The sequence below is a fragment of the Actinosynnema mirum DSM 43827 genome, assembly GCF_000023245.1.
GTDB classification, from domain to species: Bacteria; Actinomycetota; Actinomycetes; order Mycobacteriales; family Pseudonocardiaceae; genus Actinosynnema; species Actinosynnema mirum.
Genome location: NC_013093.1, coordinates 4650980 through 4677581, shown reverse-complemented (window position 1 = coordinate 4677581; position 26602 = coordinate 4650980). Strand labels below are relative to the sequence as shown.

Annotated in this window: 26 protein-coding genes and 1 pseudogene; 12 read left to right on the top strand and 15 right to left on the bottom strand. The window is 75.7% G+C overall.

What is annotated here, in order from left to right:
* Positions 1 to 14 precede the first annotated feature (14 nt).
* Complete coding sequence (locus AMIR_RS19895; protein WP_049796898.1) at positions 15 to 524, top strand: RDD family protein; 510 nt, start codon at positions 15 to 17, stop codon at positions 522 to 524.
* On the opposite strand, the gene AMIR_RS19890 is transcribed toward AMIR_RS19895, so the two are convergent.
* Positions 500 to 1240, bottom strand: a complete 741-nt coding sequence (locus AMIR_RS19890) for an SDR family oxidoreductase (RefSeq protein ID WP_041838047.1) — start codon at positions 1238 to 1240, stop codon at positions 500 to 502. The two genes, AMIR_RS19895 and AMIR_RS19890, sit on opposite strands and share 25 nt — an antisense overlap.
* 140 nt (positions 1241 to 1380) lie before the next feature.
* On the opposite strand from AMIR_RS19890, the pseudogene AMIR_RS43370 reads away from it, so the two are divergent.
* Together AMIR_RS43370 and AMIR_RS19880 are read left to right on the top strand one after the other, a co-directional pair.
* Positions 1381 to 1623, top strand: a pseudogene (locus tag AMIR_RS43370) (hypothetical protein); the annotation flags it as partial.
* Positions 1560 to 2903: a glycoside hydrolase family 38 C-terminal domain-containing protein gene (locus AMIR_RS19880; protein WP_245554525.1), complete on the top strand. Its 1344-nt coding sequence runs from the start codon at positions 1560 to 1562 to the stop codon at positions 2901 to 2903. The pseudogene AMIR_RS43370 and the gene AMIR_RS19880, both read left to right, overlap by 64 nt.
* Here AMIR_RS19880 and AMIR_RS19875 read toward each other — a convergent pair.
* Both AMIR_RS19875 and AMIR_RS19870 read right to left on the bottom strand, forming a co-directional pair.
* Complete coding sequence (locus AMIR_RS19875) at positions 2892 to 3638, bottom strand: MerR family transcriptional regulator (protein ID WP_015802742.1); 747 nt, start codon at positions 3636 to 3638, stop codon at positions 2892 to 2894. The genes AMIR_RS19880 and AMIR_RS19875 overlap by 12 nt on opposite strands.
* 19 nt (positions 3639 to 3657) lie before the next feature.
* Complete coding sequence (locus AMIR_RS19870) at positions 3658 to 4710, bottom strand: glutathione S-transferase family protein (protein ID WP_015802741.1); 1053 nt, start codon at positions 4708 to 4710, stop codon at positions 3658 to 3660.
* 339 nt (positions 4711 to 5049) lie between these two features.
* On the opposite strand from AMIR_RS19870, the gene AMIR_RS40425 reads away from it, so the two are divergent.
* The 3 genes from AMIR_RS40425 (at position 5050) to AMIR_RS19855 (ending at position 7880) form a co-directional block, all read left to right on the top strand.
* Entirely contained in the window at positions 5050 to 5907 is an 858-nt protein-coding gene (locus tag AMIR_RS40425; protein WP_015802740.1) for an SDR family NAD(P)-dependent oxidoreductase, read from the top strand.
* A gap of 173 nt (positions 5908 to 6080) precedes the next feature.
* Entirely contained in the window at positions 6081 to 6842 is a 762-nt protein-coding gene (locus AMIR_RS19860) for a GH12 family glycosyl hydrolase domain-containing protein (protein WP_015802739.1), read from the top strand.
* A 144-nt stretch (positions 6843 to 6986) separates the two neighbouring features.
* A complete protein-coding gene (locus tag AMIR_RS19855; RefSeq protein WP_015802738.1) occupies positions 6987 to 7880 on the top strand; it encodes an SDR family oxidoreductase in 894 nt (297 codons plus the stop codon).
* Here the strand turns inward: AMIR_RS19855 and AMIR_RS19850 are convergent.
* The 7 genes from AMIR_RS19850 to AMIR_RS19820 all read right to left on the bottom strand — a co-directional run bounded on the left by AMIR_RS19850 (position 7873) and on the right by AMIR_RS19820 (position 14932).
* On the bottom strand, positions 7873 to 8499 hold the full coding sequence (locus AMIR_RS19850; protein WP_015802737.1) for a hypothetical protein: 627 nt from the start codon (positions 8497 to 8499) through the stop codon (positions 7873 to 7875). The two genes, AMIR_RS19855 and AMIR_RS19850, sit on opposite strands and share 8 nt — an antisense overlap.
* Positions 8496 to 10313, bottom strand: coding sequence for a HEAT repeat domain-containing protein (locus AMIR_RS40420; protein WP_015802736.1), 1818 nt, complete (start codon positions 10311 to 10313; stop codon positions 8496 to 8498). The genes AMIR_RS19850 and AMIR_RS40420 overlap by 4 nt, the downstream gene beginning before the upstream one ends.
* A 131-nt stretch (positions 10314 to 10444) precedes the next feature.
* A complete protein-coding gene (locus AMIR_RS19840; protein WP_015802735.1) occupies positions 10445 to 11590 on the bottom strand; it encodes a M20 family metallopeptidase in 1146 nt (381 codons plus the stop codon).
* A 226-nt stretch (positions 11591 to 11816) separates the two neighbouring features.
* Positions 11817 to 12842 (bottom strand): bifunctional diaminohydroxyphosphoribosylaminopyrimidine deaminase/5-amino-6-(5-phosphoribosylamino)uracil reductase RibD, encoded by a 1026-nt coding sequence (gene ribD, locus AMIR_RS19835; protein WP_015802734.1) that lies wholly within the window; start codon positions 12840 to 12842, stop codon positions 11817 to 11819.
* A gap of 20 nt (positions 12843 to 12862) precedes the next feature.
* Positions 12863 to 13465, bottom strand: a complete 603-nt coding sequence (locus tag AMIR_RS19830) for a MarR family winged helix-turn-helix transcriptional regulator (RefSeq protein ID WP_015802733.1) — start codon at positions 13463 to 13465, stop codon at positions 12863 to 12865.
* Positions 13462 to 14169, bottom strand: a complete 708-nt coding sequence (locus AMIR_RS19825; RefSeq protein WP_015802732.1) for a GTP cyclohydrolase II — start codon at positions 14167 to 14169, stop codon at positions 13462 to 13464. The genes AMIR_RS19830 and AMIR_RS19825 overlap by 4 nt, the downstream gene beginning before the upstream one ends.
* Positions 14170 to 14320: 151 nt before the next feature.
* Positions 14321 to 14932, bottom strand: coding sequence for a TetR/AcrR family transcriptional regulator (locus AMIR_RS19820; protein ID WP_015802731.1), 612 nt, complete (start codon positions 14930 to 14932; stop codon positions 14321 to 14323).
* Between the two features lie 70 nt (positions 14933 to 15002).
* On the opposite strand from AMIR_RS19820, the gene AMIR_RS19815 reads away from it, so the two are divergent.
* A complete protein-coding gene (locus tag AMIR_RS19815) occupies positions 15003 to 16205 on the top strand; it encodes an MFS transporter (RefSeq protein ID WP_015802730.1) in 1203 nt (400 codons plus the stop codon).
* Positions 16206 to 16322: 117 nt separating this feature from the next.
* Here AMIR_RS19815 and AMIR_RS19810 read toward each other — a convergent pair whose 3' ends face one another.
* From AMIR_RS19810 to AMIR_RS19800, 3 genes are all read right to left on the bottom strand, one after another.
* Complete coding sequence (locus AMIR_RS19810) at positions 16323 to 16625, bottom strand: zinc-ribbon domain-containing protein (RefSeq protein WP_015802729.1); 303 nt, start codon at positions 16623 to 16625, stop codon at positions 16323 to 16325.
* Positions 16626 to 16740: 115 nt separating this feature from the next.
* The gene (locus tag AMIR_RS19805; RefSeq protein WP_015802728.1) at positions 16741 to 17475 is read right to left on the bottom strand and encodes an SDR family NAD(P)-dependent oxidoreductase; all 735 of its coding nucleotides are present in this window, start codon (positions 17473 to 17475) and stop codon (positions 16741 to 16743) included.
* Positions 17476 to 17587: 112 nt separating this feature from the next.
* Positions 17588 to 18199 (bottom strand): TetR/AcrR family transcriptional regulator, encoded by a 612-nt coding sequence (locus AMIR_RS19800; RefSeq protein ID WP_015802727.1) that lies wholly within the window; start codon positions 18197 to 18199, stop codon positions 17588 to 17590.
* A gap of 119 nt (positions 18200 to 18318) precedes the next feature.
* On the opposite strand from AMIR_RS19800, the gene lexA reads away from it, so the two are divergent.
* Together lexA and AMIR_RS19790 are read left to right on the top strand one after the other, a co-directional pair.
* A complete protein-coding gene (gene lexA / locus AMIR_RS19795) occupies positions 18319 to 18978 on the top strand; it encodes a transcriptional repressor LexA (protein ID WP_015802726.1) in 660 nt (219 codons plus the stop codon).
* Between the two features lie 275 nt (positions 18979 to 19253).
* Complete coding sequence (locus tag AMIR_RS19790) at positions 19254 to 20771, top strand: ABC transporter substrate-binding protein (RefSeq protein WP_015802725.1); 1518 nt, start codon at positions 19254 to 19256, stop codon at positions 20769 to 20771.
* Here AMIR_RS19790 and AMIR_RS19785 read toward each other — a convergent pair.
* Positions 20768 to 22018, bottom strand: a complete 1251-nt coding sequence (locus AMIR_RS19785) for an FAD-dependent monooxygenase (RefSeq protein ID WP_015802724.1) — start codon at positions 22016 to 22018, stop codon at positions 20768 to 20770. The genes AMIR_RS19790 and AMIR_RS19785 overlap by 4 nt on opposite strands.
* Before the next feature lie 358 nt (positions 22019 to 22376).
* Between AMIR_RS19785 and AMIR_RS19780 the strand changes: the two genes are divergently transcribed.
* The 3 genes from AMIR_RS19780 (at position 22377) to AMIR_RS19770 (ending at position 25030) form a co-directional block, all read left to right on the top strand.
* Entirely contained in the window at positions 22377 to 23864 is a 1488-nt protein-coding gene (locus tag AMIR_RS19780) for an outer membrane protein assembly factor BamB family protein (protein WP_015802723.1), read from the top strand.
* A 169-nt stretch (positions 23865 to 24033) separates the two neighbouring features.
* The gene (locus AMIR_RS19775) at positions 24034 to 24504 is read left to right on the top strand and encodes a hypothetical protein (RefSeq protein ID WP_049796896.1); all 471 of its coding nucleotides are present in this window, start codon (positions 24034 to 24036) and stop codon (positions 24502 to 24504) included.
* A 148-nt stretch (positions 24505 to 24652) separates the two neighbouring features.
* A complete protein-coding gene (locus tag AMIR_RS19770; protein ID WP_041836885.1) occupies positions 24653 to 25030 on the top strand; it encodes a helix-turn-helix domain-containing protein in 378 nt (125 codons plus the stop codon).
* Between the two features lie 41 nt (positions 25031 to 25071).
* Here the strand turns inward: AMIR_RS19770 and AMIR_RS19765 are convergent, their stop codons facing one another.
* Complete coding sequence (locus AMIR_RS19765) at positions 25072 to 26445, bottom strand: NsdA family TPR-like regulatory protein (protein ID WP_015802721.1); 1374 nt, start codon at positions 26443 to 26445, stop codon at positions 25072 to 25074.
* Positions 26446 to 26602: the final 157 nt, after the last annotated feature.

Sequence of the window (26602 nt, the reverse complement as noted above, 5' to 3'; positions counted from 1 at the left end):
CTACGGTGTCACCCGTGCCCACCGACGCCGAGCCGGTCGTGCTCCGCCGCTACGCCCAGTTCGCGCTCGACCACCTGCTCGCCGCGGTGGTCTCCGTGCTGTTCGCGGTGGGGCTGTTCGCGCTCGCGCTGGTGCTGATCGACCGGGGCCTGCTCAGCCGCGAGGTCGGCCCCCACGTCATCCCGACCGTGGGCTGGTCGTACGCGGGGGCGCTGCTGCTGAGCGCGTTCTGGGTGCAGGTGTGGTCGCCGCTGCGCAACGGCGGCGCGTCGCCGGGGATGCGGCTGGTCGGCATCCGGGTGCGCGCGCTCGACGGCGGCGAGCCGACGCTGGGCGCGTACCTGCTGCGGTGGCTGGTGATGGCCGTCGACGGGCAGCTGTTCGGGCTGGTCGGCGCGGTGCTGATCGCGGTCACGCCGAAGCGGCAGCGGCTCGGCGACGTGGTCGCGCGCACGGTGGTGGAGCGGGTGCGGCCCACCGGGACCGCACCCGGACCCGGTCAGACCTCCAGCGCCGCCAGGTAGTCCGCGAACGTGCGCTTGCCCCGGTCGTGCTCGCCGGAGGGGGTGAGCGCGCCGGACGCGAGCTGCGCCCCGACCTCGCCCAGCTCCCGCACCCGGATCTCCCGCCGGTCGCCGGTGCGCTCGAACAGCAGCCGCGCCATCTCCGCCAGGGTGAGCTTCTCCTGCCCCGCCAACGGCCTGGCCCGCCCCTGCGGCTCCCCGGTGACCAGCTCGACCAGCCGCTCGGCCACGTCCTCGGTCGCCACCGGCTGCGACAGCATCGGCATCAGCTCCACCACGTCGCCCTCGGCCCGCGCGGTGTTCTGCTCGGCGAACTCGAAGAACTGGGTGGCCCGCAGGATCGTCCACGGCACCCGCCCCTCGGACACGATCCGCTCCTGCAGGCGCTTGCCGTAGTAGTACCCGAGGTCCACCTCGTCGGTCCCGACGATCCCCAGCACCACCAGGTGCCCGACCCCGTGCCGCGCGCACCCCTCGACCAGGTTGGTCGCCACGGTCCCGAAGAACCGCTCGGCGCTCTCCCGGTCCCACACCGCCGTGTTCGCCACGTCGATCACGCCCGCGCACCCGGCGAGCGCCGCGTCGAGCCCCTCGCCGGTGACCAGGTCCACGCCGCGCGACGGCGACAGCACCACGGCCTCGTGCCCGGCCGACTCCACCGCCGCGACGACCTTGCGGCCCACGGTCCCGGTCCCCCCGGCCACTGCGATCTTCATCGTCATCCCTCCGCTGCTCCTGCGCTTCCGGGGGAGGACGAGGCGGGGGAGCGGGGTGTGACAGGTGATTCCAAAATATTCCTGCACTATTACTTCAGTGTCAGCCGAAATGAGGCCGAGGCGGCCGGAGCCGGACCCGGATGCCGGACTGCGCCGGGCCTCGGGGCGGACCAGGCCCGAAGCGGCTGCGAGCACCGCTGGAGCGGGGAGGCCCCGTGCACGACGGCCGGTCGCTGGTGGAGCGACGGCTGGCCCGCGTCCTGGACGAGCGCCTCCGCCCCGCCGTGCCCGCCGAGACCCGGCCGCTGTCGGTGGCGAGGTGGCACGCCGGGGCCGCCCCCGTGCCGGCCGCCGAGGCGCTCGCCGCCGACTACGCGCCCACCGCCACCGGCGACCCGCGGGGTCCGCCCTGGGCCACCACCTGGTTCCGCCTTACCGGCGAGGCTTCCAGTGCGAGGGCCTGGCGCACACCGCCGACGGCGTCCCGATCAAGGCCGTCAACCCGCGCAACGCCTCGGTCCCGGCCGGCGTCCCCGCCACCGCCGGGTCCGCCCGCGCCGAGCTGGCCGAGGTGCTGGCGAGCCCGGCCAACGCCGGCGCGCACCGGATCATCGCGGTCGGCCACGCCCACATCGAGCTGGTGTTCGCGATGAGCCAGGCCCGGCAGCTCGCCTGGCTCAAGGAGCGCAGCCCCGAGGTGTACCGGCGCGTGCGGGCGCACGTGGAGGCCGGCCGCTTCGTGCCGGTGGGCGGCATGTGGGTCGAGTCGGACACGAACCTGCCCGGCGGGGAGGCGCTGGCCCTGCAGCTGGTGCACGGCAAGCGCTTCTTTCGGCTACTCCGCCGCCCTGCCGCAGCTCGTTCGGCCACGGCCACGGCCACGGCGACGGCGACGGCGGGGGCGGGGGCGGCCCCGCCGGTGTGGGTGGGTGAGCTGTACCTGGAGCTGCACCGGGGCGCCTGCACGAGTCAGGCGCGCACCGAGCAGGGCAACCGCCGCGTCGAGCACCTCCTGCGGGAGGCCGAGCTCTGGGCGGCCACGGCGGCTGTGGACGGTGTCGCCGAGTACCCGCACGAGGAGCTGGACCGGTGCTGGACGACCCTGCTGCTGCACCAGTTCCACCACATCCTGCCGGGCAGCTCGATCGCCAGGGCGCACCGGGAGGCGGAGCGGGCGCTGGACGCGCACGCCGACCGCGCCACGGCGGAGATCCAGTTCGGCCACGTGCACCGCCCGGTGCACACCAACACCAGCTGGGACGCCGCCCGGTTCGAGGTCTGCGCGCACCGCTGGGTGCACGTGGGCGAGCCGGGGTACGGCTTCGCGGTGGTCAACGACTCCACCTACGGCCACGACGTCAACCTGCCGCCCCGACGTCGGGCGGGGTCGGCGCGGGTGGCCCCACTGGTGGCGGCGGGGAACCCGGCGGTGGTGGTGGAGGCGGTCAAGCTGGCCGACGACCGGTCCGGGGACGTCGTGGTCCGGCTCTACGAGTCGGCGGGCGGTCGGGCGACCACCGCGCTGACCACGTCCTTCCCGGTGACCGGCGCGGTCGTCGCCGATCTTCTGGAACGCCCCCGTGAGCACGGGGAGGAGGTGGACCTGGCGGGACTGGAGCTGCGCCCCTTCCAGGTCCTCACCCTCCGGCTGTCACGGGCCTGAGCGCTCCGGTGGCTCGTCCTCCTGCCCCAGCAGCGCGTTCACCCGGACGAGAACCCCCAACTGGGCCCGGTTGAACCGCTCGGCGAACGCGGTGGCCACCACCGCCGCGGCCTCCCCCCGGCCCCGCACGTCGCAAGCCTCCGGCGCGGCCATCCAGGGGAACCGCTCGTGGGCCCGCCGAACCGACCCGACCATCCGGCGGGCCAGCGACTCGACCGCGTCCGCGTCGGCGTCCTCGGGCAGCCGGGAGAACTCCTCCTCCGTCCCGTCGTCGGCGCTCTCCGCCACGAGCGTCCCCAGGTCGGCCAGCGCCTCGTCGTCGAAGGTCCCCGCGAGCACCGCCAGCAGGTCCCGGTCCGCCTCGGACAACCCCCTGGCCACCGGACCGAACACCGCGGGCGTGTCCAGCGGCGCCCGGTGCTCGCGCAGGACCGCCAGCTCCGCCCGCGCGGAGCTCAACCGCTCGATCGCCTCGGCCAGCTCGGCGTCGATCGCCTCGATCGAGTCGTCCGCCCGCTCCCCGACCTCCTCCATCTCCCGGATGCGCGACAGGGTCAACCCGAACCCGGTCAACCGCTTGATCCGCAGCACCCTCGCCAGGTGCGCGGCCCCGTACCGCTTGTACCCGTTGGCCCCGCGTCCGGGCAGTTCGAGCAACCCCATCCGGTGGTAGTGCCGAACCGTCTTGACGGTCGCCCCGGCGAGGTCGGCCAACTCCTGAGTGCTCCACGCCACGGTCGTCCCCCGGCAGGAGTCAGCGCAGCGGCGTGTGCGCCGGGTCCACCCGCTCCCCGTCGGCCACGGCCCCCGGCGGCGTCCCGTCGCCGAACGGCCGCCCGCCCAGCGCCTCGCGCCCGTGCGCGGTGCCCCACCCGGACAGGTCGGGGCCCGACGGCACGATCCCGTTCGGGTTCAGGTCCCGGTGCACCTCGTAGTAGTGGCTCTTGATCTGGGCGAAGTCCACGGTGTCGCCGAACCCCGGCGTCTGGAACAGGTCGCGCGCGTAGCCCCACAGCGCGGGCATCTCGGAGAGCTTGTTGCGGTTGCACTTGAAGTGCCCGTGGTAGACCGGGTCGAACCGCACCAGCGTGGTGAACAGCCGCACGTCGGCCTCGGTGATCGTGTCGCCGACCAGGTACCGCTGCCCGGACAGCCGCTCCTCCAGCCAGTCCAGCGCCGTCCACAACCGCGCGTACGCGTCGTCGTACGCCTCCTGGCCGCCCGCGAACCCGCACCGGTACACCCCGTTGTTGACCTCCGTGAACACCCGCCGGTTCACCTCCTCCAGCTCGTCCCGGTGGGCCTCCGGCAGCAGGTCCGGGGCGCCGTCGCGGTGGTGGGCGCGCCACTCGGTCGACAGGTCCAGGGTGATCTGCGCGAAGTCGTTCGTGGCCACCTCGCCCGTCGTGGTGTCCACGATCGCGGGGACGGTGATGCCGCGCGGGTACTCCGGGTCGCGCCTGAAGTACGCCTCCTGGAGCCGCTCGATCCCCAGCACCGGGTCGCGCCCGTCCGGGTCCAGGTCGAACGTCCACGAGCGCTCGTCGTGCGTGGGACCGGGCAGGCCGAGGGAGAGCACGTCCTCCAGCCCGAGCAGGCGGCGCACGATGATCGCCCGGTTCGCCCACGGGCAGGCGCGCGCGGCGACCAGGCGGTACCGGCCCGGTTCGACCGGGTACCCCTCGGCGCCGTCCGCCGTGACCCTGGTGGTGAGGTACCGGGTGTCGCGGGTGTAGGCCTTGCCCTTGACCGAGTACGTGCCGCCCCGGCTGTGCTCGGGGTTTTCGCTGGTGGCGGTGTCGCTCATGATCGTGAGCCTACGTCAGCGGGGCGGTTCCGGCCGGGTGTCGTCGGCGGGTTCCCAGCGGGGGCGCGGAACTGCGCCCCCGCTGAGCGGAAAGAGGTTGCCGCGCAACCGTCCCGGGCCCCCGCACGGCTTTACGGACGCACGACCCGCCCGTCGCGCACGGCAAACGGGCGCACCGGATCGGGCGGTGGAACCAGAGCTTCCACGTGGTTTGACGGGATCGCTCCCAGGTTCCTAGCCTGTGCAGACCGCTGGGCGCTCCCCGCCCCGCCCGGCGGGCGCCGTGTCCCGGCCGAGGCGCCCGACCGGTGCAGCGGCCCGCAGCGGGAGGAGCATGTCGTGCGCTTCACCGACAGGGTGGTCCTGGTGACCGGTGCGACCGGAGGTATCGGTCGCGCCGCGGCGTTGGCGTTCGCCGAGGAGGGCGCGCTGGTCGTCCTCGCGGCGCGGAACCCGGCGCGGTTGGCCGAGATCGCGGACGGGGTCGGCGGTGCGGGCGGGCGCGCGGTGCCCGTGCCCACCGACGTGTCCGACCCGGTGGCCGTGCGGGCGCTGTTCGAGGTGGTCGCCGGGTACGGCGAGCTGGACGCCGCCGTCAACGACGCCGGGATCTGGGGCGGCGAGCGGTGGGGCGTCGAGTGCCGGTGCTCCGGCGGGCGGGGGGACGAGCCGGGGGCCCGGCTGTCCGGGGACGACGGTCGGTGGCGGCGGGCGCTGGAGGTCGACCGGGGTGGGTCCTGGCGGTGCCTGCGGGGTGAGCTGGCGCTGGTGCGCGAGGGCGGCGTGATCGTGGACGCGGTGTCGGTGCTCGGGGGACCGGGGTCCCCCTGGGAGTCCTCGCGGGAGCACTACGGGCGCGGGGTTCGGGTGACCGGGCCCGCGCGGTCGCCAGGGGACGTCGGGGCGGAGCGCTCCGGCGTGCTGCTGGGGCTGGGGCGGTTGGGCGGGGTGCTGGAGGCGTCCCGCGAGCTGGTCCGGGTGTGCGCGGAGGAGTCGGTGCGGCGGGTGACGGCCGCGCCTGTGACGGCCGCCGCGGAGCGCGGGGAGCCGCGTCGCGCGGTGCCGTCCCCCAGGGCCGCGGAACAGCCGCAGGAGGGCGTTGCGACGGCGGCGACGGCGGCTGCCGGGTCGGCCGGGCGCAAGGGGCACAAGCGCGGGGCGCGTGGGCGTCGGGAGCGCAGAGCGGACCGGGTGTGAGGGCGGTCCGTCGATAACGGATCGGTAACGGCCTCGCGTGCGCGGGAGGGTGAGGACTCCTCCCGGAACACAGGGGTGGTGCTCGCGCGGTCGGGTCCGTTGGATCGGCCAGCGGTGGGAGCGTTTCCAGAGCCCGCCGGAGAACTGGTCCCCGCCCGCGAAGGAGGAACGAGATGAAGCAGCGGTCACTCGCCGCCGCCCTGCTGGTCGCGGCAGGCATGGCCGTCCCGGTCGTCACCGCCGCAGCCACCGGGGCGCAGGCCGACGCCGCCCTGTGCGGCCAGTACGACAGCACCCAGGTCCAGGGCCGGTACGTGGTCATGAACAACCGTTGGGGCGGCAACGCCGAGCAGTGCGTCGACGTCACCGGGTCCGGCTTCCGGCTCACGTCGCAGAAGGGCAGCAAGCCGACCGACGGCGCGCCCCTGTCGTACCCGGCCATCTACGGCGGTTGCCACTACGACAACTGCTCGCCCGGCACGAACCTGCCCGTGCGGATCGGCGACGTGGCGAGCGCGTCCACGTCGATCGGCTACGGGTACAACGCGTCCGGGATCTACAACGCGTCCTACGACATCTGGATGGACCCCTCGCCCAAGCGCACCGGGGTCAACCAGGTCGAGCTGATGATCTGGCTCAACCGGCAGGGGCCGATCCAGCCCATCGGCAGCCGGGTGGGGAGCACGACCATCGCCGGGCGCACGTGGGAGGTGTGGCAGGGCAACAACGGCGGCAACGACGTGGTGTCCTACCTCGCGCCCTCGCCGATCTCGAACTTCTCGTTCGACGTGCTGGACTTCGTCCGGGACGTGGACAACCGCACCCAGGTCTCCACGTCGTGGTACCTGACCAGCGTGCAGGCCGGGTTCGAGCCCTGGCAGGGCGGCGAGGGGTTGTCGGTCAACAACTTCTCGCTGGACGTCCGGACCCGCTGAGGTCGGCTCCGAGGCGAGGGGGTCGTCGCCGACCGGCCTCGGCGGCGGCCCCCGACCCGGAGGTGTGCTCGGGGAGATCGTGAGGTTGAACGTCCGATTCGGGGGAAAACACCCACCGGAACCGAGTCGGAGGGCAGTCACGACATGAGCGACCAGCACGACCACGCCACCCACGAGCGGCACCCGAAGCCCGAGGACCAGCACGGGCAGAGCCAGCGGCACCCCGGCTCCGGGGAGGACATGGACCCGAAGCCCGACCACGGCGAGAGCACGTACCGGGGGAGCGGGAAGCTCGACGGACGTCGGGCGGTGATCACCGGAGGGGACTCCGGCATCGGCCGGGCCGTCGCCCTGGCGTTCGCGGCCGAGGGCGCCGACGTGCTGCTGTCCTACCTGCCCGAGGAGCAGGAGGACGCCGAGCGCACGGCCGAGCTGGTGCGCGAGCGCGGGCGCAAGGCCGTGCTCGTCGCCGGGGACATCACCGACGAGCGGCACTGCGGGGAGATCGTCGACCGGGCCCTGGGCGAGCTGGGCGGGATCGACGTCCTGGTGAACAACGCGGCGCACCAGATGGCGCAGGAGGACGGGCTGCTCGGGATCAGCAGCGAGCAGTTCGACCGGGTGCTGAAGACGAACCTGTACGCGATGTTCTGGCTGTGCAAGGCGGCCGTGCCGCACCTGGAGCCGGGGGCGACGATCATCAACACGTCGTCGATCCAGGCCGTCGACCCGTCGCCGCAGCTGCTGGACTACGCGACGACGAAGGCCGGGATCGTGAACTTCACCAAGGGGCTCGCGATCGACCTGGCCGAGCGCGGGATCCGGGTCAACACGGTCGCGCCGGGGCCGGTGTGGACGCCGCTGATCCCGGCGACGATGCCCGAGGATGCCGTGGCGAACTTCGGCGAGCAGGTGCCGCTGGGGCGGGCCGCGCAGCCGGTCGAGCTGGCGCCCGCGTACGTGTTCCTGGCCTCGGCGGAGTCCAGCTACATCACCGGCGCCGTGATCCCGGTGACCGGCGGCAAGCCGTTCAACTAGCGGCCGTCGGGGGCGCGGTCCTCGCGGGGACCGCGCCCCGGCCGTCGGCGGGGGAGCGGTCCGCCGGGCAGGTCCCCCGTCGGCCGCGGCCCGCTGACCGGGGGCGTGCGCGGGCTCGTCCCACTCGCGCAGCACCTCCAGCAGCGCCGGATCGCCCGACCTGGCGGTGATCGGGCCGCACGCCCCGGTCGGTCTCGACGTCCCAGCGGGCGCGCAGCGCCGGTCCACGATCCCGGACGGCCGAGGGCGCCAGTCGCGTCGCGTGCCCGCGCACGCGCGGGTCCTCGTCGGCCAGGAGCGCGGCCAGCCGTGGTTCCAGGGCGGGCCAGGCGGGCGACGTCCCGTTCAGGTCGGCCAGCCGCGCGAGCAGCCGGACGACCCGGTGCCGGTGGTGCGCGGCCCCGCCCGAGGCCAGGTCCACCAGCCCCGGCAGCAGGTCCGCCGAGGACTCCCGCCACTCCCGCCCCAGCGTCGCCTCCAGCGCGGCGATCCCGCGCGCGGCCTCCTCCGGGGACGCGCTCGCGGCCTGCGCCGCCCGGTCGGGCAGCGGCGCCGACGGGTCGCAGTCCCGCGCGGGCGGGACGTGCTCCTTGAACGCCTTCCAGTCCCCTTGCCTCATCCGAGCAGTTGGGCCGCTGATGCCCGCAGCGCCTCGTCCTCGGCGATCCGCTCGCGGTCGCCGACGTTCGCCACCCGGCGGCGGGTGGTGGCCACGGCTCGGGCGGTGGCGAGGACCTCCTCGGTGCGCACGCCGATCTCCGCCAGGTGGTGCAGGGCCGCCCCGCGCGGGCGGGTGTAGTCACCGGTCGCCAGGGGAGCGGCGGCTTCCAGCAGGAGGGGGACCGCGGTCGTGGTCTCGCCGGTGACGCGCCACAGGGCGTAGGACGCCTCCACGCGGCGCCAGGCCGTTTCGTCCGGGGTGGCCAGACGGCGCAGGGTGTCCTCGGCCTCCGCTGCCGCGGCGCCCAGCGCGCCCAGAACGCCGATCGTGACGCCGGAGCGGCGGGCCTCGCCCGCCAGGGCGGGGACGTCGGCCTCGGTGTAGCCGTCGATCGACTTGAGGGCCGCCGTCGCGTAGCGGCCGTAGTAGCGGTGGCCGGTGAGGGGTTCCAGCGCGGACTTGGCCTCGCCGGAGAGCGGGCCCCAGGCTGCCAGGACCCGGCACAGGGCCGCCACCAGCAGGCGGTGCTGGTCGGGGCGTGCCAGGCGGGCCGCGATCGGGGGGACCAGGGCGGCGGCGTGCGCGCGCAGCGGGGTGAGGACCTCCTCGGCGGTGGGCTCGTGGAGCCAGGGGCCGCAGGCGGTCACGGGGGTGGGGTTCGTGGGGCGGTGGGTGTTCAGGTCGAACGGGACGCGGTCGCTCTCCAGCAGGGCGACCAGCGCGGGGACGCAGCGCGGGTCGCCCTGGGCCGCCAGCGCCCACAGGGCCATGTCGCCCGCGGTGTGCGTGGTCGACTCGCCGGGCTGCTCCGACCGGTCCTGGAGCAGGGCCGCCAGGCGGTCGGCGTGGGGGCGCGCGGCTGGGCCCAGGCAGGCCAGGACCGCCGCGGCTCGGTAGCGGACCGCGGGGTGGGGGTCGTGGAGGAGGGTTCCCAGCAGGGGGACCAGGTCCACGTCGCGCCAGGTGCAGAGCAGGCGCAGGGCTGAGCCAAGGACCGCCGCGCGGCGGGGGGCGATGCCGTTGCGGGCCACCAGGGTGACGTAGCCCGTCAGGGCGGCGGGGTCCTCGGCGAGGAGGTCGCCGGTGGTGATGACCAGCTCGGTGAGGGCGTCGTCGTGGCGGGGATCTTCCAGCCAGGCGGAGTCGACCCACACCGCGCTGTCCGGTGAGGCCACGGCGTTCGCCAGCGCGGTCGCGTCGGGGAGCGCGGCGGTGGCGGGCAGGGCGTGGGCCGCTGCCAGGCACAGCTGCGGGTCGTCGTGGGTGAGCAGTGCGGTGAGGTCGAAGGCGGGGTCCGCTCCGCCCAGGGAGCGCACCAGGTCGCAGCGCACGCGGAGGTCCTGCTCGGTGTCCCAGCCCTCGCGCAGGGCGGTCAGGGCCTCCGGGTGGTCCAGGCAGGACAGGAGCCTGCCCGCCTGGCGGCGCACCAGCGGGTCCGGGTCGGTGAGGAGGGCGAGGAGGCCGGGCCGGGCCGCGTCCAGGGCCCCGGTCCACTCGGGGGTGGGGTGGCCGCGTTCGGCGATCTGGCGGATCAGGCGCACGACCCGCTCGCGCGCGTGCGGGCCGTTCTCGGCCAGGTCGACCAGGAACGGGAGCGCCGCCGGGGCTGCGGAGAGGATTCGGGCGCGGGAGGGGCGCAGGAGGTCGCCCAGGTCGGCGATCGCGCCGAACGCGTGGAGCGGGTCCTCGTGCGCGCACTCCTCCAGCAGGTCCGGCACGTTCCCGGCGGGACCGTGGAGGCATTCCAGGGACTGCCAGTCGATCTTTCGCACACCCGGCACAGTAGGGGCGTGGGCGGGGCGGTGTGGCGGTTTTCGCCGCCGTCCCAGCACGAGGGCGGTTCCGGTCGGCGTGTCCGGGGCGTCCGGCGGAACCCCGGTTGGTTCCGCCGGACGCGTCCCGGTCAGGCCAGTGCGCGCAGCACGGCCGCGGTGAGGGCGGTGCGGCGCACCATGCCCGAGGCGGTGGCGTGCTCGTGGCGGGCGTGCGCGCCGTCGCCCACGGCGCCGAACCCGTCCAGGACGCCGATGCCCAGGGCGGCGACGAAGTTGCCGTCGCTCGCGCCGCCCACCGAGACCTCGGGGAGGGGCAGGTCCAGGGCCTCGGCCGCCGCGCGGGCCACGGCGTAGAGGGCCGCCGTGGCGGGGGTGCGCTCCATGACGGGGCGGTTCCAGCCGCCCTCCACGGTCAGCGACGCCTTGGGGTGGTGCGGGGTGAGGCCGGCCAGGACGCCCTCCACGCGGTTGATCTCCGCGAGGGTGGAGACCCGGACGTCCAGCTCCCCGGAGGCCCTGCCCGCGATGACGTTCGAGCGGGTGCCGCCCTCGATCACGCCGACGTTCACGCTGGTTCCGGCGCTGAGGTCCTGGGCGGCGTGCAGGGTCAGGACGGCCCGTGCCAGCTCGTCGATCGCGCTCGCGCCGCGCGTCGGGTCCAGACCGGCGTGCGACTCGACGCCCTCGGCGTGGACGGTGAACAGGCCGACGCCCTTGCGCGCGGTCTTCACCGCGCCCTCGGGGCCTGCGGCTGCCTCGAAGACGAGCGCGCCGCGCGTGCCGATCGCCGCTCGCTCGATGACCTCGCGGGACGCCGGGGAGCCGATCTCCTCGTCGCCGTTGAGGACCAGGCGGAGCGGGGGGAGGGGGAGCCCCGCGGCGCGGGCGATCCTGATCGCCCAGAGGAGCTGGACCAGGCCGGCCTTCATGTCGAACACGCCGGGGCCGGTGATCCGGTCGCCGTCGACCGCGAACGGGATCTCCGCGAGCGTGCCCAGGGGCCACACCGTGTCGTAGTGGGCCAGGAGCAGGACGGGCGGGGCGTCGGTGCCCGCGAAGTCCAGCACGCGGACGTCGCCGTGCGCGCCACCGTCCACTGTGGACGTCGTGTCGGCCGCGCCGACGCGCGACGCGACCAGCCCGTCGACGAAGGACAGGCCACGCGTCAGCGCTTCCTTGTCGTCGCTGGGGGTCTCGACCTCCACGTACCGGCGCAGGTCGTCCAGCATCTCCGGCAGCGCCGCTCGCGCCGCCTCCAGCAGTTCCCCTGTCACGCGCTCTCCCCTTCGATCGCCACCGGGTGGTCCTCGTCCACGGCGCTTCCACGTCGGCCAGCACCGGACGGTACTGGTCGTGCGCCTCCGCCGGGCGGCGGCGTGCACGGCCGCGGCGGGGCGAAGCGGTCCATCGTGAAGCAGGGCGTGTCCGCGGACGTCGGAGAGGGCCCGCGCGGTGGTGCGCGGGCCCTCTCCGGCAGGTCGCGGTGCGGTTGGCGGGACGTCAGGCGGGGGTCAGGGTGAAGCGGACGTTCGGCTCCTCCCCGTCGCCCCCGGCGATCACGGTCACGTCGGTCACCACCGGGCGCAGCGCCGCGCCGATGCCGGTGATCCCCAGGTCGCCCGCGGCGGCCCGGCCCGCGCCCAGCAGCACCGGGGCCACGTACGCGACGATCTCGTCCACCAGGCCCGCGCGCAGGAACGCGGCGGCCACGGTCGGCCCGCCCTCCAGGAACACGTGCCTGCGACCGAGCTCGAACAGCTCGGCCAGCGCGGCCCTCGGGTCGCGGGTGCGCAGCTGCGCCACCTCGGCCGACCCGTCGAACAGGCGCAACGTCGGCGGCAGCTCCCGCTCGCCCAGCACGGCGCGCAGCGGCTGGTGCGCGAGCGGGGCGTCGTCGGGGCCGCGCGCGGTCAGCCGGGGATCGTCCACCACGGCCGTCTCGGCGCCCACGAGCACCACGTCGCACCCGGCGCGCAGCCGGTGCACGTCGGCGCGCGCGGCCGAGTTCGAGATCCACCTGCTGGTGCCGTCCGCCGCCGCGCTGCGCCCGTCGAGGCTCGCGGCGAACTTCCAGGTCACCAGCGGTCGCCCGTGCTCGACGCCGAACACCCAGGCCCGGTTCAGCGCGCGGGCGCGGTCGGCCATCAGCCCGTGCTCGACCTCGATCCCGGCGTCCCGCAAGGTCCGCGTCCCCCCGGTGGCGACCGGGTTCGGGTCGGACTGGGCGAACACCACCCGCCGCACCCCGGCCTCCACCAGCGCGCGGGCGCACGGCCCGGTCCGGCCGGTGTGGTTGCACGGCTCCAGCGTCACCACGGCGGTGGTCCCGCGCGCGGCGGCGCCTGCCTCGGCCAGCGCGTCGGCCTCGGCGTGCGCGGTCCCGGCGCCCCGGTGGTGGCCCTCGGCGACCACCGTCCCGTCGTCGGCCAGCAGCACGCACCCCACGCGGGGGTTGGGCCCCAGCGGGACCCCCGGCGTCGCGGCCAGCTCCAGCGCCCGCGCCATCGCCTCGTGTTCGGTCAGCACAGCCCGTCCCTCTCGTGCCCTCACGGCGTCCCGCACTCCTCGGCCAGCCCGTCGGCCAGCAGCGAGGCGATCACCCGCAGCTCCTCGACCCGCTGCGGGTCGAGCCGGTCGAACACCAGCCTGCGCACCTCGGCCACGTGCGCGGGCGCGACGCGCCGCAGCACGGTCAGCCCCTCGTCCGTCAGGGTCGCGTACTGCACCCTGCGGTCCGCGCCGCACTGCCTGCGGCGCACCCACCCGCGCTTCTCCATCGCGGCGATCGCGTGGGTGAGGCGGGACGGGCTGGTCGCGGCGAGCCTGGCCAGCTCGCCCATGCTCAGCGTGCGGTCCGGGTGGTCGGACAGCACGGCCAGCATCGAGTAGTAGGTGTGGCTGATCCCGACCTCGTCCCGCAGCTGCCGGTCCAGGGCCTGCGGGAGCACGCTGACCACCCGCAGCAGCGCCAGCCACGCGGCCATCTCGCCGCCGTCCAGCCAGCGCGGGGCGTCCGCGCCGTCGGCCTCCAGGTCGGCGCTGCCGAGTTCGGTCCCGCCGGGATCGGCGCCGCCCAGGTCGGCGCTGCCGAGTTCGGCGCTGCCGAGTTCGGCCCGGTCGAGATCGGCCCTGCCGAGGTCCGCCGTCACGAGGCCAGCTCGGCCCCGACCACGTCACCCAGCCGGGGGTGCACGACCGGGTGGGCCAGGTCGAGGGTGTGCGCGGTGTGGTCGCGCTTGGCGGTCAGGTAGCGGGCGTTGGCGTCGGAGAGGTGGACGCCGGTGGGGACCCGCTCGGTGACCGTGACGCCGTAGCCCTGGAGCTGGACGGCCTTGTCGGGGTTGTTGCTCAGCAGCCGGACGCGGTCGACGCCCGCGGCGAGCAGCATCTGCGCGGCGGCGCGGTAGTCGCGCTCGTCCTCGCCCCGGCCCAGCGCCACGTTGGCCTCGTAGGTGTCCATGCCGGAGTCCTGGAGCGCGTAGGCGTCGAGCTTGGCGTACAGGCCGATGCCGCGCCCCTCCTGGCGCAGGTAGAGCAGGAAACCGCCGGTGGTCGCGATGCGCTCGACGGCCTCGCGCAGCTGCGGGCCGCAGTCGCAGCGCTGCGAGCCGAACACGTCGCCGGTGAGGCACTCGCTGTGCGGGCGGACCAGGGGAGCGGTCCCGCCCTGCCCGGCGAGCACCACGGCTGTCTCCCAGTCGCCGAGGCCCAGGAGCAGGTGCTCGCGCTCGTCGGCCAGACCGCGGAAGGTGAGCACGTCGGCGGTGGTGCTGTAGCCGTCGGGGAAGCGCAGGGGGACGCGGACCCTGGTGCGCACGGTGGCGGAGGGGGTCGCGGGGAAGTCGGTGGCCATCAGCACTCCAAGTGTTTGAAACTTGAAATGATGCTAGGTCGGGTGGGCTTGAAGCTTCAAGTGAATGGACGCATGGCGCAGGTCACAGGGGGTTTTCGGCATATCCGGGCTGGTCCGGGCGTTACGTGCCCCCGGTGTGCCCCCGGGCGGCCTACCCGGCGGTTCCTCCGCTGGTCCGCCCGGTGATCCGCTCGACGGCGGCCACGGCGGCGGCCCGGTCGTGCGGCTCGGTGTCCAGCGCGCGGTGGATCGACATTCCCTCGATCAGGGCGTCGAGCAGCCTGGCCGTGAGCGGGTCGAAGTGCCGCTCCAGCGCGCGCCTGCTCGCGGCCATCCACGCGTTGGTGACGTCCCGGCACTCCGGGTCGCGCGCGGCCAGGGTGTACAGCTCGTGCGTGAGCACCAGGTCCCGCTGGGTGCTCAGGGTGTCCACGGTGATGATCTCCACGACCGCCGCCGCCGCCTCCTCGGCGTTCGCGGCGGCGGCCATGCGCGCCTCGAACCCGGCGGCCACGGCCCCCGCGAACCGGCCGAACGCCTCGCGCAGCAGCTGCCGCATCCCGTCGAAGTGGTAGGTCATCGACCCCAGCGGCACCCCGGCCGCGGCGGCGATGCCCCGGTGCGAGGCCCCGTCCACCCCGACCTCGGCGATCACGTCCAGGCAGGCGTCGATGATCCGGTCCCGCCTGCCGGGGTCGGGCCTGCGCGAACCCGCCCCCCGCGCGGGTGTCCGGGCACCGGTCCCCGCGTCGTCCTCGTCCACGCCCGCCTCCCCGGAAATCGTTAGCCGAGCGCAGTGTACAAACGTACCACTGGCGGGTAAGAACGTGCCCATGCCAGCTGACACCGATGTCCGCCCCGCTCGGGAGGACGTCCGGGCCCGCGCCGCCGTGGCCGCGATGTTCTTCACCAACGGGGCCCTGATCGCCAACCTCATCCCGCGCTACCCGGAGATCAAGGCCGAGCTGGGCATGGGCAACTCCGCCTACGGCCTGGCCGTCGCCGCGTTCCCGGCGGGCGCGATCGTGGCCGGGCTCGCCGCCGGTGTGCTGGTGCGCCGGTTCGGCTCGGCCAGGGTCGCCGTCGTCAGCACCGTGCTCGCCGGGCTCGGCGTCATCGCGGCCGGTCTGGCCCCGGTCACGCTGGCGTTCGCCGCCGCCGGGTTCGTCGCGGGCGCGATGGACTCGATCACCGACGTGGCCCAGAACGCGCACGGCCTGCGCGTGCAGCGCCGCTACGGCCGCTCCATCATCAACTCCTTCCACGCCGTGTGGTCCATCGGCGCGGTCACCGGCGGGGCCATGTCGGCGGGCGCGATCGCGCTCGGGATCGACCGGGCGCCGCACCTGATCGGCGCGGTCGCGCTGCTGGCGGTCGTCGCGCTGCTCGCCCTGCGGTTCAGCCTGCCCGGCCCGGAGGACGCGGAGCAGCCCGAACCCGTCGCCGCAGCCGAGGGCGCGGGTCGGTTCGCCTCGGCGGGCCGGGTCGTGCCGGTGCTCGCCGCGCTCGTGCTCATCGCCACGGCGGGCACCCTCGTGGAGGACGCGGGCAACTCGTGGGCCGCCATCTACCTGGGCGGGCTCGGCGCGCCCGCCGCGCTCGCGGCCTCCGGCTACATCGCGCTCGTGGGCACCCAGTTCATCGGCCGGATCAGCGGCGACCGGCTGGTCGACCGGTTCGGCCAGCGCACCGTGGCCAGGGCGGGCGGGATCGTCGTCGCGGTCGGCTTCGGGCTCGCGCTCGCCCTGCCGACCGTGCCCGGCACCGTCGTGGGCTTCGCGGCGGCGGGCCTGGGCGTCGCCACGCTGGTGCCCGCCGCGATGCACGAGGCGGACGAGCTGCCGGGGCTGCGGCCAGGCACCGGGCTGACCGTGGTGTCCTGGCTGATGCGCCTGGGCTTCCTGCTGTCCCCGCCGGTCGTCGGGCTCATCGCGGACGCGTCGAGCCTGCGCCTGGGGCTGGTGGTCGTGCCGATCGCGGGCGTGCTCGTCGTGCTGCTCGCGGGCGTGCTCAAGCAGGAGCGCGCGAGCGCCTGACCGGGGAACGTCTGAACGGGGAACGTCTGAACGGGAGAACCCCTTCTCCGCCGCGCCGGGAGGAAGTCCGGTTCGGGGGAGGAGGGGTTCTTCGCGCTTCCAGGGCGGGATTCCCGCTCAGAAGTAACCGGGGTGCTGCGGCTGCTGCGGCTGCTGCGCGGGCTGCGGCTGCGCGGGCGGCTGACCGGCGCCCTGCGCGATCAGCTGCTCGGCCTGCTCCTTGGTCAGCTTGCCCTCCGCGCCGCAGAACGTGCACTGCACGACGCGCTTGATCCGCACCGGGAACAGCGGGATGAAGAACAGCGTGAACTTGGTGACCAGCTTGTGCACGGCCTGGGCGGCCGGGTTCCCGCACCGCGAGCACAGCAGCGTCACCATCCCCAGCAGGAACGCCTTCGTGCGCCAACCCCAGATGACCATCTGATAACCCCCGGTGGTGTGAAAAAGCGGCCCACAGTGTCCCACTTGGACAGCCGCTGTCCAGTGCGATTCGCAGGAATTCCCGCGCGCCGGGGGGAGGTGTTCCCGACGGCGCTCAGATCTGGGCGGCCCCGCCGTCGACGGCCAGCTCGGCGCCGTTGACGTAGCTGGAGGCGTCCGAGGCCAGGAAGACCGCCGCCGCCGCGATCTCCTCGGGCTCGGCCAGCCTGCCGAGCGGGATCGACGCGCCCGCGGCGGCCAGCTCCTCGGGCGGGAGCAGGTCGACCAGGCCCTGGGTGCGGGTGCCGCCGGGGGAGAGCACGTTGACCCGGTACCCGCCCGCCCCCGCGCCGTGGGCGAAGCCCCGGACCAGGTTGCGGATCGCGGCCTTGGTCGCCCCGTACACCGGCAGGTACGGCTGCGGGCGGGTGGCGGACGACGACCCGGTGAAGATGATCGACGCGCCGGGGGCCAGCAGCGGCAGCGCCTTCTGCACGGTGAACAGCGAGCCCTTGACGTTGGTGGTGAACATGGCGTCGAACTGCTCCTCGGTGATCTCGCCCAGCGGGGCGGTGATCCCGATCCCGGCGTTGGCGACGAGCACGTCGATCCGCCCGGCCCGCTCCGCGACCTGCGCGTAGAGCGCGTCGAGGTCGGCCAGGTCGCCGACGTCGCAGCGGACGCCGGTCACCCCCTGGCCCAGCTCGGCCTCGACCGCGTCGAGCTGGGCCTGGCGGCGGCCGGTGACGAAGACCCGCGCGCCTTCGGCGTGGTAGGCCCGCGCGATCGCCAGGCCGATGCCCGCGTTCGCCCCGGTCACGACCGCGACCTTGCCCTCAAGAACGTTCATGGCGACTCCAACCGATGTTATTGACCGTGGAGTCAATAACATCGGTTTTTGTCTATTTGGTCAATAACCGGGGGTGTGGGTGTGCCCGGCGCCACACCGGGGCGTCTGGGGGTCAGGCCGAGGTCGGGTCCGTCGCGGGCCGGTCGCCGAGCGCGCGGAGCGAGTCGAGCGCGACCGCCGTCAGCGCGGCGCGGCCGACGCCCGTGCGGCCGAGCAGCTCCATCCCCTTGGTGACGGCGACGAAGTACATGGCCAGCGAGTCCACGTCCGCGTCCGCAGGGAGGTCGCCGTTCTCCCGCGCGTGCTCCAGGCACCGCGCGTAGATCCCGGCGAGCTGCTCGACGCCCTCCTTCGTGACCTCGGAGAGCCGGTCCGGCTCCCCGGACGACTCGACGAGCGCGCGCGTGGTGAGCGAGACCCGGCTGTCGCCCCGGCTGAACTCGATCGCCAGCCCGAGCATGTGCCCCCGGATGCGCTCCACCGGGGACGCGTCGCCGTGCCCGAGCGCCTCCGACACGGCCCGCGCCGCCTCCGCGCGGTCCTCCGAGAGCGCGCGCAGGAACAGCTCCTTCTTCCCGCCGAACGCGTTGTACAGGCTCTGCTTGCCCAGCCCGGTCGCCCGCACCAGGTCGTCCAGCGTCGTCGCGGCGAGGCCGTTCGCGGCGAACACCTCGCTCGCGCTGCTGACGACCTCGTGCTCGACGAACTTGCGGGGGCGGGCCATGCGTCGCAGCGTATAGCGCTGCCCGAGCGGCCCGGAACCTCGCCGGACCGCGCCGCGCGACACGGCCGCGACCGCCCACGTGCCGGGTCGCGGCGGGTGCGGCCCCTAAGATCCGACGGGTGACCGCGCGCGACGACTCCGACGACCTCGACCACCTCGACACCTCGGCGCTCCCCGAGCGGCAGCGGCGCATCCTGGAGGTCATCCAGGACTCGGTCCGGCGGCACGGCTACGCGCCCGGCGCCCGCGAGATCGGCGACGCGGTCGGCCTGCGCTCCACCTCGTCGGTCTCCCGGCACCTGGCCGCGCTGGAGGAGCACGGGTTCCTGCGCCGCGGCGCGTCGGTGTCCCGGCCGGTTGACGTGCGGCTGTTCCTGCGCCCCGAGCGACGCGCCGAGTCCGGCGACGCGGTGGCCGTGCCGGTGGTCGGGCACATCGCGGCGGGCGCGCCCATCGCGGCCGAGGAGCACGTGGACGACGTCCTCACCCTCTCCCGCGACCTGACCGGCCGGGGCACGGTGTTCGCGCTGCGGGTGCGCGGCGACTCGATGGTCGACGCGGCCATCTGCGACGGGGACATCGTGGTGGTGCGGCAGCAGCACGAGGCGCACTCCGGGCAGATCGTCGCGGCGATGATCGACGACGAGGCGACGGTGAAGGTCTACCGGCGGCGGGGCGGGCACGTGGTGCTGGAGCCGAGGAACAAGGCCTACGCGGACATCGACGGGGACGGGGCGGCCATCCTCGGGGTCGTGGTCTCGGTCATCCGCAGCGTCTGACCGGATTCCGGTCGACCGGGCCCCGCTGACCGCTCCCGCCGACCGGCTCCGCCGCGCGCCTGCGCCGAAGGGCGCACCGGGCTGCTCCGAGCGCCGTGACCGGCGCTTTCCCGTTGCCCGGAAACCGCTTGCCCCGTGCCCGCGCGCGGCGCGAAGGTGGTCCGGGGAGGGGCCCCGCGGGGTTCCCACCCGCCGACGCGGGCAGGGCTGGGCGGACCAGTACTGTCGATCACGCCGGGAACCGGCCACCGACGTTCCGCCCGGAGGTTCTTCCGTTGCGCACCACCATGACCCGTCGTGGTTTCCTGGCGCTCGCGGGTGGCGCCGCCCTCGCCGGGTGCACGGCGTCGGCCGAGGAGGTCGCGCCCGACGGCCAGGCCGTCGGGGGCGGGCAGCTGCGCGCCCTGTTCCCCGGCGCCGGCGCGGGCGAGACCCTGGACCCGCACGTCCCCGGATCGGCGCTGGACCGGGCGCGGCACAAGGCGCTGTTCGACAAGCTGGTCGAGCTGGACGACGAGCTGCGCCCCGTGCCCAGGCTCGCCAAGCGCTGGGAGTCCAACGCCGACGCGACGGTCTGGCGCTTCACCCTGCGCGAGGCCTCGTTCCACGACGGGCGGGTGCTCACCCCGGACGACGTGCTCGCCACCCTGGCCCGCGTCACCGACGCGAACGCGCAGGGGCGGGTGGCGCGCTCCGCGCTCGCGGCGCTGGACCTGGCGAACAGCCGGGCCGCCGACGCCACCACGGTGGAGCTGGCGCTGACCGCCCCCACCGCCGAGCTGCCCGCGCTGCTGGCCGCGGCAGGCGCGGCGATCGTCCCGGCCGACTACGCCGACCCGGCGAAGGCCGTGGGCACCGGGCCGTTCGCGCTGGCCGCGTTCGAACCGGGGCGGGCGCTGGTGGCGCGCCCGTTCGCCGACCACTGGGACGGCGCCCCGCACCTGTCCGAGCTGCAGGTGCTCACGGCGGGCGACGAGGCCGCGCGCGTGCGGGCGCTGCGGGAGGGCACGGCCGAGTACGCGCACGGGGTGGGCCCGGCGTTCGTGGACGCGGCAGGGTCGTCGCTGCGCGCGCTGACCGCGCGGGGCGGCACCGCGCACGGCTTCGTGATGCGCGCCGACCGGGCCCCGTTCGACGCTCCGGCCGTGCGGGCGGCGTTTCGCCTGCTGGCCGACCGGACCGCGCTGGTCGGGCGGGTGCTCGGCGGGCGGGGCGAGGTGGGCAACGACCTGTTCGGCAAGGGGGTCCAGCACTACGCGGACGACCTGCCGCAACGCCTGCGGGACGTGGGCGCGGCGCGGGAGCTGCTGCGCGGCGCGGGCGCGGAGGGGCTGGCGGTCACCCTGCGCACCACCGCGCTGCCGGGGGTGCTGGAGGCGGCCGAGCTGTACGCGGCGCAGCTGCGCGAGGGCGGCGTGCGGGTGGCCGTGGACGTGCGGCCCGAGGCGACCTACGCGGCCGACCGCGCGGCGGGCGACGGCCTGTGGAGCTACTGGGCCGAGCCGACGACGATCCCCGGTCACCTGGAGGCCGCCGAGGAGCGGGCCGCGACCGGGTGGCAGGACGTGGAGCACGACCTCGCGCTGGAGCAGGCGCGGTCCACCGTGGACTCGGCGACGCGCGGGGAGCTGTACCGGCGGGTGCAGCGGGTGCGGCACGAGCGGGGCGCGGTGCTGGTGTGGGGGCACGCGGACGTGGTCGTGGGCACGACGGCGGCGGTGCGCGGGGTCGCGGCGGCGCGGCCGGACACCGACGCGTGGGCCAGGTTCGACCGGGCCTGGCTGTCCGCCTAGTCCACTGTGGACGGATCGGCGCCGAGGACGTCGGGTGACGGCGGTGGGACGTTCAGCGCGCGCAGGGACCTGCGGGCGCTGAAGCGGGCCAGTCCGGGAACGCTGCCCTGGACGCGGATCGGCAGCGGGGCTCCGGGGCCGCGCTCGGCGAGCCTGCGGGCCACCCCGCGCTCGACCCGCACCTGCATCCGCTGCTCACCCGCGACCTGCGGCCCTCGGACCCGCTGGAGCTCGCTCGCGGCCCCGTCGATCGCCTCTGCGTCACCCCCGCGCAGCGGCCCCGCCAGGAGGTTCGCCGCCTCGGCCGCGTCGATCATGGCGAAGTTGATCCCGTTGCCGCCCACCGGGGAGATGACGTGCGCGGCGTCCCCGATCAGCAGCAGACCCGGTCTGGACCACCGGTCCACCTCGGTGATCCGGATCGGCAGCAGGGTGAGCTGGTTCGGGTCGCGCAGCTCCGCCACCCGCTCGCCGAGCCACGGCGTCCGCCGCCGCACCAGGTCCACCAGCGGTTCCACGCCCGCCGCCCTGACCTCGCCGAACCGACCGGCGGGCAGGGTGAAGCCGATCTGCCAGGTGTCGCCCTGCCCGAGCAGCCCGACCACCGCGCCCGGCTCGGTGATCAGGGCCAGCTGCCCGGCGCCGCTCGGGTCGTCCGGGAGCCGGGGCACGGCGAACCAGCAGATGTCGATGTTCGAGGCCAGCTCGGTCGGGGTGAGGTCGGACTCCAGCAGCACCTTGGAGTTCCGGCCGTCCGCGCCCACCACCAGGTCGGCCCGCAGCTCGCGCTCCTGCCCGTCCTGCCGGTAGCGGACGCCGTCGACGCGGCCCGCGCCGTCGTGCAGCAGGGCGGTGAAGCGGGCGCCCATCTCGACCCGGAAACCGCTGTGCCGCTGGGCCTTCCCGACCAGGAACGGCAGGAAGCGGGCCTGCGGGATCAGCGCGTAGTAGGGGAAGCGCGGGCTGCTGCCCCGGTAGTCGGCGATGGTGTAGCGCTTCTCGGGGGTCCACCACTCGAACGTCGTGGCCCGCCCGTGCGGGATGGTGGACAGCAGCTCCTCGGCGAGCCCGAAGCGGTGCAGGTAGTCGAGCACCGGGGGCGCGATGCTGTCGCCCCGGAACCGGCGGTCGAAGTCCTTGCGGCCCTCCAGGAGCACCACCCGCACGCCCGCGCGGGCCAGCAGGTAGGCCAGCAGGACCCCGCCGGGCCCACCTCCGACGACCACGACACCGGTCCGCTCGGCCATGGCGCACCTCCCTGATCGCAACGTATCGCCGCGGGGGAGGGGCGGCACGACGGGCGGGGGCGCGCCGCTGCGGGGCGCCGCGCTGGGGTGCGGCCTGGCAGGGCTGGGCGGGGGTGCGACTTGGCGGGGCTGAGCGGGGGTGCGGCCTGGCAGGGCTGGGCGGGGGCGCGACCCGGCGGGGCCGGGAGCCGGGGGCGACCTGACCGGGCCCCGAGCCGGGCGCGGGCCGCGTCGTCGTCCTCGGCGCGGCCGTCGTCCCGCGTTCGCCCGCCGCTCAGCCCCCGGTCGTGGTGGGCCGTGTGGGCCGTTCGGGGAACGCCCCGGCCCGCCGCGCCGTCGCAGTGGCGTGGGGCGCTGCGTGGTGGTGACGGGTGGGGTGTGCGCGGTCGTCGCGCCGTTCCTGCCGGGGGGTGCGGCCGGGAGCTCCGGGCTCGACCTCGCCGGGGGTTCGGCGGCGGTCGTGCTCGGGGCGCTGCTGGCGTTCGGGAGCGGTCGCCTGGTCCGGGTGGCGGCGCTGGTGGTGGCCCTGCTCGGGCTGGGGCTCGCCGGGGCCGGGCTGGTGGCGGACGTGCGGAGCGGGCTGCCCGGTCCGGGGTGGCCGGTGCTCGCCGTGGGCGCGCTGGCCGTCGAGGCGGGGGTGTGGTGGGCGCGCTCCTGGCGGCCCTCGGCGCTCGGGGCGGTCGGCGCGGTGGTCGTGGTCGGGGCCGCGCTGGTGGCCCCACCCGCCGTCGACGCCCTCGCGACCTCGGCGGGCACGGCCGTCGCCGGGGGTGAGCCCGCCGCCGTCGCCGAGCGGCCGGGGCAGCGGCGCTGGCGGTGGCGGCCGACCGCGCCCGTCGTGGACGTCGCCGCCGCCGGGCACGGGGTCGTGGTCGCCACCTCGGACGGCGCGGTCACCGGCCTCGACGGGACCACCGGCGACCAGCGCTGGCGCTACGCCCGGCCCGGCGCGGCCGTCGGCGCGCTGCTCGTCTCGCCGGACCAGCGCACCGCGGTGATCACCTTCCGCTCGCTGCGCGACACCCGCGCCCAGCTCGTCGTCGTGCTGGACGCCGTCACCGGCGCGGCGCGGTTCGACCGGGTGGTCCGCTCCGCCCTGGTCGAGACCGACCAGGTCCGCCCCGGTCGGCGGGTGCTCGCGATCCGCGAGGACCACGGGCTGACCGCCTACGACCTGACCACGGGCCAGGAGCGCTGGCGCTTCTCGCCCGGTGCGGGCTGCCGGTCCGACCACGCGCGCGTGGTCGTCGGCGACGGGGTGGTGCTCGCGCCGCTGACCTGCGCGGACACCGCCGGGGTGGTCGCGCTGGCCGAGGACGGCGGCGCGGTGCGCTGGCGGCACGAGGCCCCGGTCGTCGCGGGCGACGGCCGCGGACCCGTCATCCAGCTGTTCGGCTCGCCGGACGGGGGCGTGGCGCGGGTGCGCGTCGAGGGCGTCGGCGACGGGGGTGACGTGGTGCTGGGCGGCGCGGACGGGCGCGTGCTGCTCCGGGTGGGCCCGGGCCGGTGGGTGCGCCCGGAGGTCGGGGCGACGCCGCTCGCCGAGGTCGAGGACGGGCCGCGGGTGCGGGAGCGGGCCGCCGTGGACCCGAGCGGCGGACTGCGCCCGCTGCCGGTCGTGGACTGCCTGCGCCGGGGGCCGGACGCCACCACCGGCGCGACCTACCTGCGGGTGTGCGAGCGGGACGGCGTGGTGGCGCTGCTGACGCAGTCCTGGGACGGCGCGGTCGCCGAGACCGCCCTGGACGTCGGCGGGGGAGCGGGGGTGCTGCTCGTGCCCGCGCCGGGAGCGGTGGTGCCGGCGTGGAAGGGCTCGGTGGACGAGCTGGTCGGGCTGGCCCGGTGAGCCGGTCGCCGGAACCGCTTGTTGACCGGGAGTTCGCCCTGCGGCGAACCGCGGGCAACCGTGTCGGCGCCCCGCGGGCCGACACGGGGACGGTGATCATCGATGTCGGTCGGGCGCGGGCGGTTGCCGGGCGGGGACCGGGGGGCGCGCGTCCGAGCTGGCGGCGACCGTGCCGGAGAACGACCGGGAGCTGCTGGTCCGCGCGGCCTGGCCGCACGACGTCGGGTACGCGGAACCGCTGCGCGACAGCGGTTTCCACCCGCTCGACGGCGCGCGGTCCCTGGAGCGCGACGGCTGGCCCCGGCGGCTGGTCGGGCTGGTCGCGCACCACTCCGGCGCGAGCCTGGTCGCCGGGGTCCTCGGGCTGGAGGACGAGCTGGCCCGCTACCCGCGCGAGGACGGCCCCGTGGCCGACACCCTCACCCACGCCGACCGGACCACCGGGCCGACCGGCCGCCGCGTGAGCGTGCCCGACCGGCTGGCCGAGGTGCTCCGGCGGCACGGCCCCGGCTCGCCCAACGCCCTCGCGCACCCGGCGCGCGTGCTGCGGCTGCTCGCGATCGCCGACCGGGTCGAGCGGCGCCTGACCCGCCTCGAGGCCGTCCCCGCGACCGGGAAGCCCGGCTCCGACCACTGGTGAAACCAGTGCGCCGCACTGGTGATCCCAGGTCCGGGGGAAATCCGGCGCCGGGGTCCGGGGCCGCAGCACTGCGGCCGCGGAGCCCGCGCCCGACCCTATGCTGCTGGCGTTCCGCAGGACTTCGCCCACGTCTGCTCCGGGGAGCGCCGTGCCACAGCGGGAGAACGCCGGTCGCCTCGACCCGAGCGCCGCGTCCACCGTCCGGGAGTTCGCCGCGCACCTGCGGCGCCTGCGCGCCGAGGCCGGGGAGGTGTCGCTGCGCAAGCTCGCCGGGCGCGCGGGGCCGCGCCACGACGGCGTGCCGTTCTCCAAGACCACGATCTCCGAGGTGCTGGCCGGGAACCGCCTGCCCAGCAGGGAGTTCGTGGAGCGGTTCACCGACGCGTGCGGCGTCGCCGAGTGCGGCCGGGCGGTGTGGCTGGACGCCAGGGACCGGGTCGCCGCGACCCGGCCTGCCCGCGCCAGGGACCGGGTCGCCGCGACCCGGCCTGCCCGCGCCAGGGCGAGCCGGTGGGCCCGCCGCTGACCCCGGCGGGCGGCGCGGGACCGGGCGCCGCCCGCCGGGTCTCACACCGCCAGCAGCCCGTCCAGCGACTCGGCCAGCCGGGCCGCGTCCGTCGAGCGCGCCGCGTCCGCGCGGGCCCGGCGCGCCAGCGGCCTGATCCGGTCCACCGTCCGCGTCGAGCTGATCCGGCCGGTGACCGGCAGCACCCGCCGCACCATCCGCTCCGCCTCCGCGTGCTCGCCCTGCACGATCCGCACCCCCAGCAGCGAGATCAGGTCGAACAGGTTCGACCGCGCGTAGGCGTCCCGGTTGCGCAGCCGCAGCGCCGCGTCGATGTGCGGCTCCGCCCGCCCGGCAAGACCGGGATCGCCCTCGGCGAGGGTGCGGTAGGACAACCCGGCCATCCCGGAAAGCCCGGCCTGGTCGAAGTACCCCAGCCACGACGGCGCGTCCCCGGCCACGGCCCGCGAGAAGCGCTCCTGCGCCGTCCCGACCGCCCGGTCCACCCGGCCCGCGTCGCCGAGCGCGGCCCACGCCCACGCCTCGCAGGTGCCCAGCATCGCCTGCTCCGCCTCGGCGATCCGCGCGCCCGCCCCGCGCCTGGCCAGCGCCACCAGCGACAGCGCCTCGCGCGGCTTGCCCACGTGCACCATCTGCCTGGCCATCCGCGACAGCACCTCGACCCCGAGCCGCTGGTCGCCTGCCCGCTTCGCGCAGTGCAGCGCGAACGTGAAGTACCGCTGCGCCGTGCCCTGCAGGCCCACGTCGTGCGACATCCACCCGGCCAGCCGCGCCAGGTCCGCCGTGGACCGGAACAGCCGCCTGCCGATCTGCTCCGGGTAGGCGTGCTCCAGCAGGTCCGTCATGGCCTTGAGCTGCCCCACGACGGCCTCCCGGTACAGCCCGCCGCCGACCTTCGCGTCCCACGTCCAGAACGTCCGGGTCGCCGCCTCGATCTCGGCGATCTCCGCCGTCCCGATCCGCCCCGCCGACGCGGCGGGCGCGGCGTCCGCCCGCACCGGGTCGAGCCACCCGCGCAACCGGTTCTCCAGCACCGCGCCCGTGGCCAGCGCCGCGGTGGTGCCGAGGACGTCCCTGCGTTTGATCATCAGATCGCTCCTGGTGAAGTCCTGCAGCGCGGTGACCAGCCCCCGCTGGTCCCACCCCAGCTCGCCGCCGGGCGGTGCGCCCGACCCGAGGCCGAGGTCCTCCGGGCCGACGGGCCTGCCCAGCCGCTCGCTGAACAGCGCGGCGAGCAGCTCGGGCACCGGCTGCCTCGGCCGCTCGCCCTCCAGCCACCGCCGCACCCGCGAGCTGTCCGGGGCCACGTTGTAGCCCCGCGCCTGGCCGAGCCGGGTCACCGCGCGCGCCAGTTCCCGCTGCGTCCACCCGGTCTGGCGGAACCAGCGCAGCAGCGCCTCGTTTCGCCGGGCCATCACGTCCCTCCCCGCGCCGTGCCGTCCACGCCAGCGTGCACAGCCCGCGGGGCCCCCACCACCGGGGCGGCCCATGCGCCACCCCTCCGCCAAGCCCCCGGCGCTGCTCCGGGCGGCCCAGCGGGGCCGCCGTCTTGCGGTTCGCTGACGACTGCGT

Bases quoted from the DNA above. Each gene is read 5' to 3' on its own strand.
- AMIR_RS19815 (WP_015802730.1), top strand. From the start codon at position 15,003: ATGCCAGCTGACACCGATGTCCGCCCCGCTCGGGAGGACGTCCGGGCC.
- AMIR_RS19855 (WP_015802738.1), top strand. From the start codon at position 6,987: ATGAGCGACCAGCACGACCACGCCACCCACGAGCGGCACCCGAAGCCC.
- AMIR_RS19825 (WP_015802732.1), bottom strand. From the start codon at position 14,169: ATGGCCACCGACTTCCCCGCGACCCCCTCCGCCACCGTGCGCACCAGG.
- AMIR_RS19800 (WP_015802727.1), bottom strand. From the start codon at position 18,199: ATGGCCCGCCCCCGCAAGTTCGTCGAGCACGAGGTCGTCAGCAGCGCG.
- AMIR_RS19870 (WP_015802741.1), bottom strand. From the start codon at position 4,710: ATGAGCGACACCGCCACCAGCGAAAACCCCGAGCACAGCCGGGGCGGC.
- AMIR_RS19765 (WP_015802721.1), bottom strand. From the start codon at position 26,445: ATGGCCCGGCGAAACGAGGCGCTGCTGCGCTGGTTCCGCCAGACCGGG.
- AMIR_RS19860 (WP_015802739.1), top strand. From the start codon at position 6,081: ATGAAGCAGCGGTCACTCGCCGCCGCCCTGCTGGTCGCGGCAGGCATG.
- AMIR_RS19805 (WP_015802728.1), bottom strand. From the start codon at position 17,475: ATGAACGTTCTTGAGGGCAAGGTCGCGGTCGTGACCGGGGCGAACGCG.
- AMIR_RS19810 (WP_015802729.1), bottom strand. From the start codon at position 16,625: ATGGTCATCTGGGGTTGGCGCACGAAGGCGTTCCTGCTGGGGATGGTG.
- AMIR_RS19850 (WP_015802737.1), bottom strand. From the start codon at position 8,499: ATGAGGCAAGGGGACTGGAAGGCGTTCAAGGAGCACGTCCCGCCCGCG.
- AMIR_RS19785 (WP_015802724.1), bottom strand. From the start codon at position 22,018: ATGGCCGAGCGGACCGGTGTCGTGGTCGTCGGAGGTGGGCCCGGCGGG.
- AMIR_RS19890 (WP_041838047.1), bottom strand. From the start codon at position 1,240: ATGAAGATCGCAGTGGCCGGGGGGACCGGGACCGTGGGCCGCAAGGTC.